The sequence below is a fragment of the Streptomyces sp. NBC_01429 genome (assembly GCF_036231945.1).
GTDB lineage: Bacteria > Actinomycetota > Actinomycetes > Streptomycetales > Streptomycetaceae > Streptomyces.
Window position 1 is genome coordinate 740,804 of record NZ_CP109599.1, and the last position, 16,521, is coordinate 757,324.

Sequence of the window (16,521 nt, forward strand, 5' to 3'; positions counted from 1 at the left end):
CGATGCTTTCTCAGACCTTCAGGCCGGAAGAACTCACCCTGGACACAACGGCGCTGGGCACGGCGATGGCCGAACCCGAAGCCCCCGTCAGTGACGCTCCGGTCTACGCGCCGGAAGCGGGCGGCGTTCTGCTGCTGCTGGCCCTTCTCTCGCCGAAGGAGCCCAAGGACCGGTGACCGGCGACCGGTCGCGGACCTCCTATCAGGTGTCGGCGGCCGGCCTGGCACGACGTACTCTCGGCGCCCTCCAGGGCGCCGGGAGTACGGCCATGGTCGCCGAACACGTCGAGCGCTCACCGGATCCCGGCGCGGCGCTGGCCGCCGTCCGGATCGTCGGTGCCGACGCCTTCGCCCCGGCCCTGCTGGCCGGCGCCGCGCTGCACGCGCGGGACGCGGAGGCCGTCGCGCTGTCCTTCACCGCGCTGCCCGCGACGGGCGGCGTTCCCGCACCGCCCGACGGGCCCGAGGCGGCCTGGCTGATGGCGTGGCGCGACTGGGCCACCGTCACCCTGCTGACCGCACTCACCGGCCGTGACACGGATGGAGTCACGGCGGAGCCGCCGGCCGCTCCCGCAGCCGGGGGCGGTGCCGACTGGGCCTCATGGTCGGTACGGATGGGGCAGTTGTGCACCCTGGCGCTCCCGGGTCTGGACGGTCCGGTGCACGAAGCGGCCAGGCGCGCGCCCCTGGCACTGGCGCGCGGGGCGACCCGAGCCACGCTGCGCCGGGACTATCCCACCGCCGCCCGCATCGCGCGCTGGCTGGCCTGGCTGCACGCCGAGGGGGTGGGGCTGCCGCTCGACCCGGCGCCGCTGGTGGAGCACATCGCTCTGATGGCGGCCGGTGACCGGACGGCGCTGGACACCGCGATCGCCCGCCGGACGCTCACCGGCCGGCCCGCGCACGAACCATCCGATCGGACCGGTACCTGATGGCCATCTCCGTCACACGGCACGCCCACCGCATCACCACGCGCGCGCTGGGCTGGCTCCACACGCACCGGGAACAGGGCGCGCTGCCGCCCGGCAGCACGGCGGAGCTGGCCGAGCCCGACACCGTCTACAAACCGCTGGGCGAGACCGGCCTGGCCGCCTCGCTCGTCCTGCGCGAGGCGGTGGCAGGCAGTACCGAACTCCGGCTGGCGCGCGAGCTGCTGGACTTCGGCTGGAAGCAGCTCGGCGGCGGCTCCATGCTGCACGAACGGCTGCTGCGCTACCCGATGATGAGCGACCCGCTGGAGACCTACGCCCACTACGCCCGCTGCGGCTACCGCCACGAGTGCCTGGACCAGTTGCTGCGGCACACCACCTCGCTGCGCTCGGCCCGCGCGGCCGAGGTCCTGCCCAACCGGCGTCTCGCGGTCGCCAACGCGGCCCGGATCAGCGGCTTCGACCGGGGCGAGGGCGGTGCGGGGGATCGCGCCGAGGACGCGGACTGGGCCGGGCTGACGGCGGCGACCTGGCTGGGGGCGCTGCCCGAACCGTGGCTGATCGACTGGCTGACCGCGTACAGCATGACGCACACCGTCTTCCACATCACCGACTGGGGGCGGCTGCCCGCGCGGCTGCCCGACGACATCAGCCGGTACCTCACCCAGTGGCTGCCCGCGTGGATCGACATCTGGGCCGAGATCGGCGAATGGGACCTGGTGGCCGAGCTGCTGATCGTGGACAACTGCCTGCCCGAGCCGCTGGGCGATCCGGCGGTCTGGGAGCTGCTCGCCGGGATCCAGCACGAGGACGGGCTGATGCCCCGGGACGGCCATCCGGTCACCGGCGACGACCGGGAGCGGTTCGGCGCGCACCACCACACCACCGTGGTCGCCGCCGTCGCCGGTACCCTCGCCGTCTCCCGTAATCTCGGGTCCCGCTCATGACGGCGGGGGTCACCGGGACGGTGTACGAGGTGAAGACCCCGGACCGGCCGCCGCCGGCCGAGTGGGCCCGCGCTCCGGCCGCCGCGATCACGGCGGCGGCGCGCGGCGCCAGCGGGGTGGCCGTCGCGCTGCGCCAGGGCGAGCGGTGGGCCGTCGTGACGCACGGCGGTACGGCGCACGGCGGCGGCGTCCCCGTCACGGCCGACACTTCGTTCGAGATCGGCTCGGTCACCAAGTGCCTCACCGCGCTGCTGCTCGCCGAACAGGTCGCGCGCGGCGAGCTGGCGTACGGCGATCCCCTCGCCCGGTTCCTGCCGTCCGGCGCGCTCCCCCGGACTCCCGGCGGATCCATCACCCCGCTCCATCTGGCCACCCACACCTCGGGGCTGCCCCGGCTGCCGCCCGGCTTCCTCGCCGCCGCCGCGCCCCGGTGGTTCAGCAATCCGTACGCCGGCTTCTCCGCGGACGACCTGCTGTGCTCCCTGGCCAGGACCCGTACCCACGTACGGCCGGGCGAGCGGGTGCGCTACTCCAACTTCGGGGTCGGGCTGCTCGGTGAGCTGCTGGTCCGGGCCGCGCCGGACCGCCCGGGAGGGCGGTGGGGCTACGGTGAACTCCTCGCGGCCAGGGTGCTGGCGCCGCTCGGACTGCGCCGTACCGGGTGCGCGGCGGAGGGCGTGGGGGCGGTCGGCTACTGGCACGGCCGGGCCCGGCCGCCCTGGCTGATCCCGGGGCTGGCCGGGGCCGGCGCGGCGCGCTCCTGCGCGCGCGACCTGCTCACGCTGCTCGACGCGCTGACCGACCCGGCGGGGGCGCCGGGGGACGGTGGGCTGCGGGCGGCACTGGCCGATGTCACGCGCCCCCGGCTCGCGCTGGGGGGCGGCGCCCGGCGGCTGGGGCTGGTCTGGAACATCCGGGTCCGGCCGGGCGGCGACCTCTACCACCACTCCGGCGGCACGCGCGGGTTCAGCGCGTTCGCCGGATTCTGTCCGACGCGCAGGACCGCTGTGGTCGCCCTGGCGAACACGGGGCCGGCCGCCGACGGGAGCTTCATCCAGAGCGCCTACTCCGTGCTGCGCGCGCTGTCGACCCCGAGCTGATCCAAGGGTTCCCCCTCAACTCGTATTCAGGGGCATACCGGATGTTCACCAGCCGTCGCAGCGGTCATCGTTGAGGTCATGAAACGACATCAGCGGACCGCGTCGCGGCCGAGCACCTTACGCACGGGCGGACCGGGGACGGGGCGCGGGCCGACCCACCGCGCCTCCACCGGACGGGTCCGCCCGCTAGCCGTGCGGCGGCCGGTGGAGTCTAGTGGGGCGTACAGCCGTGGCCGGCGCGTGGTCGTCCCGAGACCGTCACCGCGCGAGAGGCCACCGGCGGCCGCTCAGAGGTACTCACCCGCGGGAGCCGTGATGCCATCAGTCAACTCCGGCGCGACGCCGGCCGCGCCGTCCGATCCAGCACCCGGCGCGGCCTCCGGTCCCGGGCGCACGCGGCGCGTGCTGCGTGCCCTGGCGCGGCTGGTGGCCGCCGCCGCCCTCGCCTGGGACGCGTATCTGCACGCGCACCTCGCCGACCGGTACGACGCGGTCTCCGGGAGCATCGGCCAGGGCGACCTCTTCCGTATCGAGGCGGGGCTGGCCGCGCTCGCCGCGCTGCTGGTGCTGGCCTGGCGCCGGGTGCCGGGCGATCTGTTCGCCTGGGTCGTCGCCGCCGGTGGTCTGGCGCTGCTGCTGATCTACCGCTATGTCGACGTGGGCGCCCTGGGCCCCTTCCCGAACATGTACGAGCCCCACTGGTACACCGACAAGCGGCTGGCCGTCATCGCGCAGGCGATCGCCGTCCTCGCCACCATCTATCTGCTGCTCACCCCGGTGCGCCGGACCCGAAGACGCGGCGCGCACGCGGCGGGACGAAGACGCGGCCGCCGGTCCGGCTGACCCGGGGCCTCCCGTCCGGATCTTGCCGTGCGGCGGCGGGGGCCGGTCTCACCCGACCGTGACGGCCCGGAAGCGGCGCAGGGCGAGCAGCATGAACGCGGCCGTGATCGCGGTGGCGGAGAGCAGCGCGTAGGGCAGCGCGTGCACGACGGGCCACGCGTCGCCGACCGGGATGCCGCCCGGGGGCGGGTTGCCGAAGAGCCGGCGCACGGCGGTCGCGACGGCCGAGATCGGGTTCCACTCAGCGACGGTACGGAGCGGACCGGGCATCGTGGCCGTGGAGACGAAGGACGACGAGACGAAGGTGACGGGGAACAGCCAGATGAGACCGGCGCTCTGCGCCACCTCGACGCTGCGCGCCATCAGCCCGATGGTGGCTCCCACCCAGGACATCGCGAAGGCGAAGAAGAGGATGAGCAGATAGGCACCCATCATGGCGCCGAGGGAGCCGGCGACGCGCCACCCCACCAGCAGCCCGCACAGGGAGGTGACCACCAGGGTGACCGTACTCATGATCAGGTCGGAGAGCGTTCTGCCGAGGATCACGGCCATGCGCGGCATGGGCAGCGAGCGGAAGCGGTCCACGATGCCCTTGTCCATGTCGTGGGCCAGCCCCAGCGCGGTGAAGGCCGCGTTGAAGGTGACGGCCTGGGCGAAGATGCCTCCCATCAGGAAGGTGCGGTAGTCGCCGCCGCCCAGACTGCCGCCGAAGACGTAGGCGAGCAGCAGGACGAACATGACGGGCTGGACGAGGGCGGCGATCACCGATCCCGGAGTGCGCCGCAGATTGAGCAGATTGCGCCAGGCGATGATCGACGCGTCGCGCGCCACCCGGGTCATGGACGCCATGCCGCCTCCTCGTCGGTGGGGGCGCCGGCGGCGGGGACCGCGGCGAGGGTGAGTGTCCGCGGGTCGGTGTCCTGTCCGGCGGGGGCGGGCGGGCTCGGGGCGGCCTCCTGTCCGGTGAGGGCGAGGAAGGCGTCGTCCAGAGTGGGAGGGGCGAGTTCCACGTCGTGTACGGCGACGTTCGCCAGCCGCAGTCGGCCGAGCGCGTATTCGAGGGTCTCGGCGCCGTAGTCGGTGGTGACGGTGAACCGTCCGGTGCGCCGGTCGAGATCCGGTTCGTGGGCGCCCAGGGAGCGGAGCACCTCGTAGGCGCGGGAGCGGGCGGCCGGGTCGGGGACGGTCAGCGCCAGCCGCTCGCCCCCGACGCGTGCCTTCAGTTCGGCGGCGGAGCCCCGGGCGATCACCCGGCCGCTGTCGATCACGAGGATGGAGTCGGCCAGCTGGTCGGCCTCTTCCAGGTACTGCGTGGTGAGCAGGACGGTGGTGCCCGCGTCCACGAGTTCTCTGATGGACGCCCAGGTGTCCGACCTGCCCCGGGGGTCGAGGCCGGTGGTGGGTTCGTCCAGGACGACGACGGAGGGCCTGGCGACCAGCGCGCCCGCCAGGTCCAGCCGTCGCCGCATACCGCCGGAGAAGGTCCCGCTGAGCCGGTCGGCGGCCTCCTCCAGCCGGAAGCGGGTGAGGAGTTCACCGGCGCGCTGCCGGGCGGCCCGGCGGCTCATGCCGTACAGCCTGCCGACCAGATACAGGTTCTCCCGGCCGGTGAGCTTCTCGTCGACGGCCGCGTACTGGCCGGAGAGCCCCAGGTTGGCCCGTACGCTCTCCGGATCCCTGAGGACGTCGTGCCCGGCCACCCAGGCCCGCCCGGCGTCCGGCCGCAGCAGGGTGGAGAGCACCCGGACGGTGGTGGTCTTGCCCGCGCCGTTGGGGCCGAGAACGCCCAGCACGCTGCCGGCCGGTGCCTCCAGATCCACGCCCGCCAGGGCCTGTTTGTCGCCGAATCTCTTGGTGAGCCCCTCGGCGCGTATCGCCACGGGGTGTTGAGCCGTCATCGTTGCCTCTCGTCGGCCGCGCGGGCCGGTCGGACGTGCGGGCCGGTCGGACGTGCGGGCAGGGCCGGGTGCGCGAGGTCATCCCACCGCCGTGCGCGCGCTCCTGGGCGTCAGGTCCGTCCAGTTGAGGTCCACGTACTCCAGGCAGGCCGCCTGGTCCGCCGGGCCGAAGACCTGGTCCCAGCCGTCCGGGACGTCTGCGAAGGAGGGCCACAGGGCGTGCTGGTCCTCGGCGTTGACCACGACGTGGTGCTGGGTCCTGGGGTCGTCGAAGGGGTTCGTCATGACGGGTCTCCTTGTGCGGTGCGGTGAGTGGTGGCGCGCAGGGCCGCGGCCACGGTGACGCCGATCCGCTCCCTGGCGGCCGGCTGCATCATCTGGGCGTGGGCGCACGCCACGTCGTGGTTCTCGATGGGGCCGTCGATGTACGGCGCCCACAGGCCGGTCCCGAAGGTGTGGCCGGCCCGGTCCTCGGTCGCGGTGAAGAAGAGCACGGGGCCGTGGAACGTACGGGGGGTGTACGCCCTCATCAGGCGTGACTGGCCGGCGAAGTTGTCGACCATCGCGTCGATGGTGACGGGTTCGAGCGAGCCCAGCGGGCTGCCGATCCGCCGGAACTCGTCGCGCACGGACGCCGCGTCGACCGCGCCCGCGCCCTCCAGCGCCGCCGCGTCCACGCCCAGGTTGCTGAGCAGCGCGCGGAAGACGGTGTCGCGTCCCGCGGTGTCCAGGTCGTCCAGCGGGGGCAGCGGGAAGGCGTCCAGGATGGCGAGCAGAGCGACCTGTTCACCGGCCTCCTGGAGCTGGACGGCGACCTCCTGGACGACGTTGCCGCCGAAGGACCAGCCGAGCAGGTGGTAGGGACCGTGCGGCTGGACCGTGCGCAGCTCCTCGACGTAGACGGCGGCCATGGCCTCGATCGAGTCCGGGAAGGCGGCGGCGCCGTCGAGGTTCGGGGTCTGGAGTCCGTACACGGGCCGGTCGCTGTCCAGGTGCGGCAGCAGTCCGCCGTACGACCAGGCGAGTCCGCCGGCCGGGTGGACGCAGAACAGCGGCGGCCGGTCGCCCGGGGTACGCAGCGGCAGCAGGGTGGCGAGCGCGTTGTCGGCGGCGCCGTCCAGCAGCCGGTCCGCCAGCGCCGCGACGGTGGGCGCCTCGAAGAGCGTGCGGATGGACACCTCCACGCCGAGCGCCGTTCGGATGCGGCCGATGAGCCGGGTGGCGAGCATCGAGTGGCCGCCGAGCGCGAAGAAGTCGTCGTCGATCATGACCTGTTCGACGCCGAGCACCTCGGCGAACAGGGTGCACAGGACGTCCTCGCGCGGGCCTCGGGGGGCCCGGCCCCCGGAGCCGGTCCTGGCGGGCGCGGGGTCGGGCAGGGCCCGGCGGTCCAGCTTGCCGCTGGGGGTCAGCGGGATCCGGTCGAGGATCTGCCAGCCGGCCGGGACCATGTAGGCGGGCAGCAGGCGGGCCGCGTGGTCGCGTACGGCGTCCAGGACGTCCTGGTCGAAGCCTTCGGCGAGGACGAGGTACGCGGCGAGGCGCGCCTCGGCCCCTTCGGCGCCGTGGGCGACGACCGCCGCATGGGCGACGCCGGGGTGCGAGGCGAGGACCGCGGCCGTCTCGTCGGGTTCGACGCGAAAGCCCCTGATCTTGAGCTGGCCGTCGGAGCGTCCGGCGAACTCCAGGGCGCCGTCTGCCGTGCGCCGGGCGCGGTCGCCGGTGCGGTACATCCGGGCGCCGGCGGGGCCGTACGGGTCGGGCGGGAAGGCGGCGGCGGTCTCGGCGGGCCGGCCGTGGTAGCCCAGGGCGAGGCTGTCACCGGCGAGGTAGAGGTCGCCCTCGACGCCGGTGGGCACCGGGCGCAGCGTCGCGTCCAGGAGGTAGGCGCGGGTGCCGGTGACCGGGGTGCCCAGGACGGGGCGTTCGGCCGAGCCGCGGCCCGCGCCGATGGGCGCCTCCAGGGTGTCGACGGTGGCCTCGGTGGGGCCGTAGAAGTTCCAGCCGCGCACTCCGGTGACGGCCCGCAGCTCGGTCCAGAGCGCGGCGGGTACGGCCTCGCCGCCCAGGATCAGTACGGCGGGGCGGTGGGCGCCGTCGGCGAGGAGGCCGAGGTCCAGCAGCTGGCGCAGGTGGGTCGGGGTGGTCTCCAGGACGTCGAGGCCGCGTGCCCGTACGCAGGCGACGAGGGATTCCGGGTCGCGCCGGGTGAGGTCGTCCAGGACGTGCAGATGGTGACCGTCGATCATCCAGAGCACCGGGTCCCAGGACGCGTCGAAGGACAGGGCGGCCGTGAGGGCGATGTCGAGCCGCTTCCCGTCGGCGTCCCGGACGGCGGGGGCGAAGACGTGCTGCCGGTGGTGTTCCAGCAGCCGGGCCAGCGAGCCGTGGCCGACGAGGACGCCCTTGGGCCGGCCGGTCGAGCCGGAGGTGTGCAGCAGGTACGCGGCGTCGCCGGAGGCGGGCCGGTCCGGGACGGCGCCGGGGGCGCCGCACTCCAGCGCCCCGGCCGCCTCGTCGCCGTCCAGGAGCAGTTGGGGTACGGAGCCGGGGATCCGGTCGGCCGTGGCGCGCGCGGTGACGGCCAGCCGGGGGCGGGCGTCGGCCAGGACGGCTTCGATCCGGCCGTCGGGCAGGGACGCGTCGAGGGGCGCGTAGACGGCGCCCGCCTTCAGTACGCCGAGGAGGGCGACGATCGAGTCGGTGGAGCGGGGCAGCAGGACCGCCACCGGTTCGCCGCGCCGTACGCCCGACGCCGCGAGCAGCGCGGCGAGCCGGTCGGAGCGTATGTCCAGCTCCGGGAAGGAGAGCCGGCCGTCGGGCGCGGTGACCGCGAGGTCGCCGCTGCGCGCCTCCCGCACGGTCCGCGCGAACCGGTCGAGGACCGTGCCCGCGTCCCCGGCGGCCGGGCCGCCGTCGCCGAGGGCGAGAAGGCGGGCCTCCTCGTCCGGATCGACCAGGGTCAGCGCGGAGAGCGGGGTGTCGGGCGCGGTGACGGCGAGCTGGACGAGCCGGGCGAACCAGTCCGCGATCCGTCGGGCCGTGGCGCTGTCGAAGAGGTCGGCGCCGAACTCCAGGGTGGCGTCGAGGACGGTGGAGCCGTCCGCGCCGCCGGGCCGCTCGGTGAAGCCGAAGGAGAGGTCGAACTTGGCTCCCCCGGTCTCCACCCCGTCGAGTTCGGCGTGCAGCCCCGGCAGGTCCAGCCGGGGTGCCCGGTTGTTGTTGAGGGTCAGCATCACCTGGAAGAGCGGGTGGCGGGCGAGGGACCTGGTGGGCTGGAGTTCCTCCACGAGCCGCTCGAAGGGCAGTTCCTGGTGGGCGTAGGCGGCGAGGTCCGTCTCCCGTACCCGGCCGAGCAGTTCGCGGAAGGCCGGGTCGCCGGCCGTGCTGACGCGCAGCGCGAGGGTGTTGACGAAGAAGCCGACGAGTCCGTCGAGCGCCTCGTCCGTGCGGCCGGCGACCGGGGTGCCGATCGTGAGGTCGTCGCCGGAGCCCACCCGGTGCAGCAGCGCGGCGAGCGCGGCGTGCAGCACCATGAACGTGCTGGTGGCGGAGGACTTGGCGAGCCGGGAGAGGTTCTCGGTGGTGTCCCCGGCGAGCTGGAAGGTGATCGTGCCGCCCCGGCCGGAGGAGACGGCGGGCCGCGGCCGGTCGGCGGGCAGCGGGGTCTCCTCGGGCGCCCCGGCCATGCGCGCCGTCCAGTGGGCGAGCTGCCGGGCGGCGAGCGAGTCGGCGCTGTCCGCCGGGCCGAGCAGGGCGTTCTGCCACAGGGCGTAGTCGGCGTACTGCACGGGAAGCGGCGCCCAGCTGGGGGCGCGGCCCGCCGTACGGGCCGAGTAGGCACCGGCGAGGTCTTCCGCCAGCGGGCCCATCGACCAGCCGTCGGCGGCGATGTGATGGACCGTCATCAACAGGACGTGGCTGTCCTCGGCCAGCTCGAACAGCTCCGCGCGCAGCGGGAGGTGGCCGGCCAGGTCGAAGGGGAGGGTGGCGGCGGCCCGCAGCGCCGGGGCGAGCGTGGCCTCGGTGACGCGGGTGACCGGCAGGCCGGGGCGCGCGTCGCCGGGGTCGAGCACGGCCTGGAAGGGCTCGTCGTCGCTCTCCTGGATCAGGGTGCGCAGGCTCTCGTGGCGCGCCACCACGTCGGCGAGCGCGCGGTGCAGGGCGGCCCGGTCCAGCTCGCCGGTCAGCCGGACGGCGATCGGGATGTGGTAGGCGCCGTCGTCCGGGTCCATCCGGTGCAGGAACCACAGCCGCCGCTGGGCGGCGGACAGCGGGGGCAGCGCCGGCCGGCTGCCGCGCCGCAGCGCGGGCCGGGCGGTGCCCGCCTCGTCGAGGCGCTCGGCGAGGGCGGCCGGGGTGGTCGATTCGAAGAGGGAGCGTACGGGCAGTTCGACGCCGAACGCGGCCCTGATCCGGCCGACCAGCCGGGTGGCGAGCAGGGAGTGTCCGCCCAGTTCGAAGAAGTCGCCGGTGCGGGAGACGCGTTCGTGGCCGAGGCTCTCCGCGAACAGCGCGCACAGGATCTCCTCCCGTGCGGAGCGGGGCGGGTCCTCGTCGGCCTCGCCGCTCCCGTCCGTCGTCGGCAGCGCGTCGAAGTCGACCTTGCCGTGCGGGGTCAGCGGGAGCGACCCGACGGGGACGACGGTGGCGGGGACCATGTAGCCGGGCAGCCGGTCGGCCACGAAGGAGCGCAGGCCGCGCGCGGACAGCCGCTGTCCGTCGCAGGCCACGGCCCAGGCGACGAGCCGGCCCTCGCCGTGCGCGTCGGGGCGTACGGCGACGGCGGCCCTGGCCACATCGGGGTGGCCGGTGAGCGCGGCCTCGACCTCGCCGGTCTCGACGCGGAAGCCGCGTACCTTGATCTGCCCGTCGGCGCGGCCGACGTACTCCAGCCGGCCGTCCCGGCGCCGGACGAGGTCGCCGGTGCGGTACATCCGCGCGCCCGGCGCGCCGTGCGGGTCGGGCAGGAAGCGGGCGGCGGTCGCCGAGGTGCGGTTCTCGTATCCGCGGGCCAGGCCGGTCCCGGAGAGGTACAGCTCGCCGGTCGCGCCGGGGGCCACCGGACGCAGCCGCGCGTCGAGCACCCGGGCACGGGTGTGCGAGACGGGCCGGCCCAGATGGGGCCGGGTGCCGTTGGTGATCCGGCCCATCACACTGTCGACGGTGGCTTCCGTGGGGCCGTACAGGTTCCACACGGCGATGTCGTGCAGGGAGCCCAGTTCGTTCCAGAGCGCCTCGTTGACGGCCTCGCCGCCGAGGGCGAGGACCCGGGGCCGGGGCCGGCCGGGGGCGAACAGGCCGCAGCTCCTGAGCTGTTCGAGGAAGGACGGGGTGGTCTCGACGACGTCGATCGCCCGCTCGTGCAGCAGTGCGGTGAGCGCCTCGGGGTCGCGGCGGGTGTCGTGGTCCACGAGGTGGAGTTCGTGTCCCGCGATCATCCAGAGCAGCGGGTCCCAGGAGGCGTCGAAGGTGGTCGCGGCGGTGAGCGCGACGCGCAGCGGCAGGTCGTTGTTCTCCGTCTCGGCGGGCGCCATCAGCTTCTCGCGGTGGCTGGCGAAGAGGTTGGCGAGCGAACGGTGCTCGACCACCACGCCCTTGGGCCGGCCGGTGGAGCCGGAGGTGTAGAGCACATAGGCCGCGTCGTGGGGGCGTGGCGGGTCGGGGAGTTCAGTGCCGGGGACGGCAGCGGTGGCGGAGTCCAGGAGGAGCTGCTCGGGGCCGGGCGGCAGGGCGTCGCGGGTCTCGGCGGAGGTCAGCACGAGTCGGGGCGAGGCGGTGTCGAGGATCAGCTCGTTGCGGGCGCGCGGGTGGGACGGGTCGAGGGGGACGTAGACCGCTCCGGCGCGCAGCACACCGATGATCGCGACGATGTGCGCGGTGGTCCTGGGCAGGGCGACCGCCACCCGGTCGCCGCGCCGCACGCCCGACTCCCCCAGTCTCCCGGCGAGTTGACCGGAGCGCTCCAGCAGGTCGCCGAAGGTGAGCCGGCCGTCGGTGGCGACGACGGCCGTGCGTCCCGGGGTGACGACGGCGCGGGTGGTGAGGATGTCGAGGACCGTCCAGTCGGGGCCCGCGGGTCCCGACTGGCCGAGCGGCGTGGCGGCGGACGGCAGCGGGAGGGTGCGCGGCAGTTCGTCGAGCGCGGCGCGGCGCTGGTCGGGGGTGAGGAACTCGACGTCCGTGAAGGACTGTTCGGGGTGGGCGAGCAGTTGGGCGAGTAGCCGGGTGAAGTGTTCGACGAAGCGCTCGGCGGTGGCGCGCTCGAAGAGGTCCTGGCTGAACTCCAGTTCGCCGCTGATGCCGGTGTGCGCGCCGTCGGTGTCGTGGTGTTCCGCGAGGTCCCAGGTCAGGTCGAACTTGGCACCGGCCCGGCCGATGGACGCGTCGTGGCGTACGGCGAGTCCGTCGAGCGCGGTGCGCGGCGCGGGCGCGTTGTTGAGGCTGAGCATGACCTGGAAGAGAGGGTGCCGGGACAGGGAGCGGGAGGGCGCCAGCTCCTCCACGAGCCGCTCGAAGGGCAGTTCCTGGTGGGCGTAGGCGGCCAGGTCGGCGTCGCGTACCCGCCGCACCAGTTCGGGGAAGGCGGGGGCGCCGGAGGTGTCGGCGCGCAGGACGAGGGTGTTGACGAAGAAGCCGACCATCTCGGTGAGGCTCTCGTCGGTGCGGCCGGCGACCGGGGTGCCGATCGCGAGGTCGTCCCCGGCGCCGAGCCTGGTCATCAGCGCGGCGAGCGCGGCGTGCAGCACCATGAAGGAGCTGGCGCCGCTGTCGCCCGCCAGTTCGGCGAGCGCCCGGTGGGTGGCGGCGTCGAGGCGTACGGGTACGGTGCCGCCCTGCCCGGAGGGCCTGGCGGGGCGCGGCCGGTCGGCCGGGAAGGTGATCTCGGGCGGGAGGCCGTCGAGGACGGCGGCCCAGTGGGTGAGGCGGCGCCGGGCGAGGCTGTCCTCGTCGTCCGGGTCGCCGAGCAGGGCGCGCTGCCAGATCGCGAAGTCGGCGTACTGGACGGTGAGCGGCTCCCGGTCCGGGGCTGCGCCCCGGCGGCGCGCGGCGTACGCGTCGGACAGGTCGCGCATCAGCGGGCCCATCGACCAGCCGTCGGCGGCAATGTGATGGATCGTCAGTATCAGGATCCACTCGGCGTGGTCCACGGAGAACAGCTGGGCGCGCACGGGTATGTCGCGGTCGAGGGCGAAGGGCCGGTCGTCGGGGCGCACCGGCGCGCCGGCCGTGGCGACGGCCATCCGCAGCGGCAGCCGGGCGGCTTCGGGCGGCAGGACGCGCTGGTGGGGGCCGTCCTCGTCCTCGGCGAAGACGGTACGCAGGCTCTCGTGCCGCCGTACCAGGTCCTCCAGGGCCGCGGCCAGGGCCGTACGGTCGAGCCGTCCCGTCAGGCGCAGCGCGATGGGCAGATGGTAGGCGGGGCCCGCCTCGCCCATCCGTTCCAGCAGCCACAGCCGCTGCTGGCCGAAGGAGAGCGGCACGCGGGCGGGGCGCGGCTCGACCGCAGCGACCGGCGCCCTGGCGGGGGACGCGGTGTCCAGGAGGGCGGCCAGGGCCGCCGGGGTCGGGGTCTCGAACAGCGCCCGGATCGGCACCTCGGCGCCGAAGGCCGCGCGGATCAGGCTCACCAGCCGGGTCGCCAGCAGGGAGTGGCCGCCGAGCGCGAAGAAGCTGTCGTCGCGGCCGACCCGGGGCAGGCCGAGGCAGGCGGCGAACAGCTCGCACATCCGCTCCTCGCGCGGGGTGCGCGCCTCGGCGCCGGAGGTGGCGACGGGCAGGGCCTCGGGGAGCCGGTCGGTGTCGAGTTTGCCGTGCGGGGTGAGCGGGAGGCGGTCCACGGTGGCGTAGGCGGTGGGCACCATGTGCTCGGGGAGCAGCGCGGCCAGCGCGTCCCGGATCCGCGCCGGGTCGGTGGTCCCGTCAGCCGGTTCCGTCACCAGGTAGGCGGCGAGCCGTTCGACGCCCGCGGCGGGGGTGGTCAGCGCCACGGCAGCGGCGCTGACACCGGGCAGGGTGCGCAGCGCGGCCTCGATCTCGCCGGTCTCCACGCGGTGGCCCCGGACCTTGATCTGGCGGTCGACGCGGCCGAGGAACTCCAGTGTGCCGCTCTCGCTCCAGCGGGCCAGGTCGCCGGTGCGGTACATCCGGGCGCCGGGCGGGCCGAACGGGTCGGGCAGGAAGCGTTCGGCGGTCAGCCCGGGCCGTCCCGAGTAGCCGCGCGCCACGCCCTCCCCGGACAGGTACAGCTCACCGGCGGTGCCCTGGGGCACCGGGTGGAGCGCGGGGTCGAGGACATAGGCCCCGGCGCCGCTGACGGGGCGTCCGATGGCGGGGAACGGGCCGGTGACGCGGGTGGTGACCGCGTCGACCGTGGTCTCGGTGGGACCGTAGAAGTTGTAGACGAGCAGCTCGGGGCGGCCGGCCAGTTCGTGCCAGAGAGAGTCGTCCACGGCCTCGCCGCCGAGGGCGATCACCCGGGGGCGGTGCGCGGGGCCGGTGAGCAGGCCCGCCGTGAGCAGTTGGCGCAGGTGGGTGGGGGTGGTCTCGATGGCGTCGACGCGCTGTTCGGCGAGGAGGGCGACCAGCGCCTCGGGGTCGCGGCGGGTGGTGTCGTCGACGATGTGCAGCTCGTGGCCCTCGGCCATCCACAGGACCGGGTCCCAGGAGGCGTCGAAGGAGGTGGGGGCGGTGAGGGCGACCCGCAGCCGGCGCCCGAGGGCCCGTTCGGCCTCCGCGTGGGCCTCCTGGCGGTGGTGGTCGAGGAGGTTGCTGAGCGAACGGTGCTCCACGACCACGCCTTTGGGGCGGCCGGTGGAGCCGGAGGTGTAGATGACGTACGCGGCGTCGTGGGCGCCGGGCACGACCGGGGAGCCCGTTCCCGCGCCGGGCGCCGCGAGCGCTTCGGCCGGGTCGACCAGCGGGAGGCCGCCGGCGGGGTCCAGCAGCGGCGCGGTGCGCGCGGTGGCCACCAGGGCGACCGGCCGGGAGTCCTCGATCATGTACGCGATCCGGTCGGCGGGGTACGCGGGGTCGACCGGGAGGTAGGCGGCCCCGGTCCGCATGACCGCGAGCATCGCGACGATCAGGTCCGTGGAGCGGGGCAGTCCGACGGCGACGCGGGTGCCGGGACCGGCGCCGCGCGCGGAGAGCGCGGCGGCGAGCGCGGCGACCCGCTCGTCCAGCCGGGCGAAGGTCAGCCGGGCGTCGCCGGACACCACGGCGGTCGCTTCGGGCGTCAGGCGGGCCTGCCGGGCGAGCTGGGCGGGCAGGGGCGCGGACGGCTCGGCCGGTTCGCCGCCGGGCGTGTTGCCGGGCGCGTTGCCCGAGCCGAGGCCCAGGCCGATGACGTGGTGCCGCTCGTCGTCGCCGATGAGCCGCAGCGAGCCGATGGGGCTGTCCGGGTCGTCGGTGAACGCGTCGATGAGCCGGCGCAGCCGGTCGTGGTGGCGCGCCAGCTCCTCGGGGGTGTAGAGGGCGGGGTTGCCGAGCAGATCGACGCGCAGCGCGCCGTCGGCGTACGAGGCGTGGACGGCGAGGACCATGTCGTCCACGGGGCCGACGGACAGATTGCGCACGGTGGCGGAGGCCGGGCCGAAGCGCAGCGTGTCGTCGAAGGCCAGCACGTTGACGGCCGGTCCGGTCAGCCGGTCCCGTACCCCGGCGAGTCCCTGGTCGCGGCGGAGGCTCTCGGCCGGGTAGCGCTGGTGGCGCAGTACCTGCCGGGCCCGCGCCGAGGCGCGCTTGGCGACGTCACGGACGCGGTCGGACGGGGATATCTCCAGGCCCAGCGGGAGGATGGTGGAGAGCATGCTCGGGGTGGCGCGCGCGGTGGGGGTGCGGCGGCCGGTCACGGGAAGGCCGAGGACGACGTGGCCGAGACCGCGGTCGCGGTGGAGACAGACCGCCATGGCAGCCATGAAGAAGGTGGGCCAGGCGACGCCGGCCGTCTTGGCGGCGGCGCGCAGCCGCTCCGCGGCGGCCGCGTCCAGCCCGCCCCGCACGATGTGGCAGCCGTGACCGGGCGCGGCCGTGGCGTCGACCAGGCCGGTCGGGGCGGGGGCGCCGGCGGTCGCCCCGGTCCAGAACCGCTGGTCCTCCAGGCGCTGTTCGGAGTCCTGATAGGCCAGGTCCTCCGCGACGACGGGGCCGAGGGGAGCCGCCCGGAAGGCGATCGGCTCCTGGGGCGAGGCGGCCAGCCGGGTGTAGACGTCGGCGATCCGGGTCAGCGCGACGGCCGCGCCGTAGCCGTCGAGGGCGAGATGGTGTACCTGCTGGTGGAAGAGGTGGCGGTCCTCGGCCAGCCGGTAGAGCGTGGTCAGGACGAGTGGCCCGGTCGATGTGTCGGCGGGTTCGGCGAGGACCGCCTCCATCCGGGCGAGCGCCTCGCCGTGCGGGTCCTGGTGGCCGGAGAGGTCGACCAGCGGAAGTTCGACGGCGCTGTGCGCGTGGACCGTCTGGAAGGGAATGCCGTCACGTTCACCGAAGGTGAGCCGCATGGCCTCCGTCTCACCGGCGACCAGGAGGAATGCCTTTTCCAGCAGAGCCGGGTCCAGCGGGCCCCGGACATCGGCGTACTCGGCAACGTTGTACGCGGGATTCTCCGGGTCGAGTTTCCTGGCGAACCACAGCCCCCTTTGGGCCGCGGTCAGCGGGAGTTCCGTCTTCGGATTCCTGTCGTGCTGTACGTCGTCGGTCACGCGTATCCACCTCAATGCGGGTCGGGGCGCAATCGACATCGCCTCAATTGCGCTCACGGGAAGCAATTCGGAGGCGCGGCCGCGGCGGATTGGTCATGTGACTCA

General features: G+C 74.7%; 9 protein-coding genes. 5 read left to right on the forward strand and 4 right to left on the reverse strand.

Annotation, left to right across the window (positions count from 1 at the left end; genetic code table 11):
- Positions 1–2: 2 nt before the first annotated feature.
- From OG627_RS03170 to OG627_RS03190, 5 genes are all read left to right on the forward strand, one after another.
- Positions 3–176 carry a hypothetical protein gene (locus OG627_RS03170; protein WP_329061170.1) on the forward strand — a complete coding sequence of 58 codons (174 nt, stop codon included), beginning with the start codon at positions 3–5 and terminating at the stop codon, positions 174–176.
- On the forward strand, positions 173–931 hold the full coding sequence (locus OG627_RS03175; RefSeq protein ID WP_329061172.1) for a hypothetical protein: 759 nt from the start codon (positions 173–175) through the stop codon (positions 929–931). Before OG627_RS03170 ends, OG627_RS03175 begins: the two co-directional genes overlap by 4 nt.
- Positions 931–1,875, forward strand: coding sequence for a DUF6895 family protein (locus OG627_RS03180; RefSeq protein ID WP_329061174.1), 945 nt, complete (start codon positions 931–933; stop codon positions 1,873–1,875). The genes OG627_RS03175 and OG627_RS03180 overlap by 1 nt, the downstream gene beginning before the upstream one ends.
- A complete protein-coding gene (locus OG627_RS03185) occupies positions 1,872–2,975 on the forward strand; it encodes a serine hydrolase domain-containing protein (RefSeq protein ID WP_329061176.1) in 1,104 nt (367 codons plus the stop codon). Before OG627_RS03180 ends, OG627_RS03185 begins: the two co-directional genes overlap by 4 nt.
- A gap of 315 nt (positions 2,976–3,290) precedes the next feature.
- Positions 3,291–3,818, forward strand: coding sequence for a hypothetical protein (locus OG627_RS03190; protein ID WP_329061178.1), 528 nt, complete (start codon positions 3,291–3,293; stop codon positions 3,816–3,818).
- Positions 3,819–3,866: 48 nt separating this feature from the next.
- On the opposite strand, the gene OG627_RS03195 is transcribed toward OG627_RS03190, so the two are convergent.
- The 4 genes from OG627_RS03195 to OG627_RS03210 form a co-directional block, all read right to left on the reverse strand.
- On the reverse strand, positions 3,867–4,667 hold the full coding sequence (locus tag OG627_RS03195) for an ABC transporter permease (RefSeq protein WP_329061180.1): 801 nt from the start codon (positions 4,665–4,667) through the stop codon (positions 3,867–3,869).
- Complete coding sequence (locus OG627_RS03200; protein WP_329061182.1) at positions 4,655–5,716, reverse strand: ATP-binding cassette domain-containing protein; 1,062 nt, start codon at positions 5,714–5,716, stop codon at positions 4,655–4,657. The genes OG627_RS03195 and OG627_RS03200 overlap by 13 nt, the downstream gene beginning before the upstream one ends.
- Before the next feature lie 78 nt (positions 5,717–5,794).
- Complete coding sequence (locus OG627_RS03205) at positions 5,795–6,001, reverse strand: MbtH family protein (protein ID WP_329061184.1); 207 nt, start codon at positions 5,999–6,001, stop codon at positions 5,795–5,797.
- Positions 5,998–16,416, reverse strand: a complete 10,419-nt coding sequence (locus OG627_RS03210) for a non-ribosomal peptide synthetase (protein WP_329061186.1) — start codon at positions 16,414–16,416, stop codon at positions 5,998–6,000. The genes OG627_RS03205 and OG627_RS03210 overlap by 4 nt, the downstream gene beginning before the upstream one ends.
- Positions 16,417–16,521: the final 105 nt, after the last annotated feature.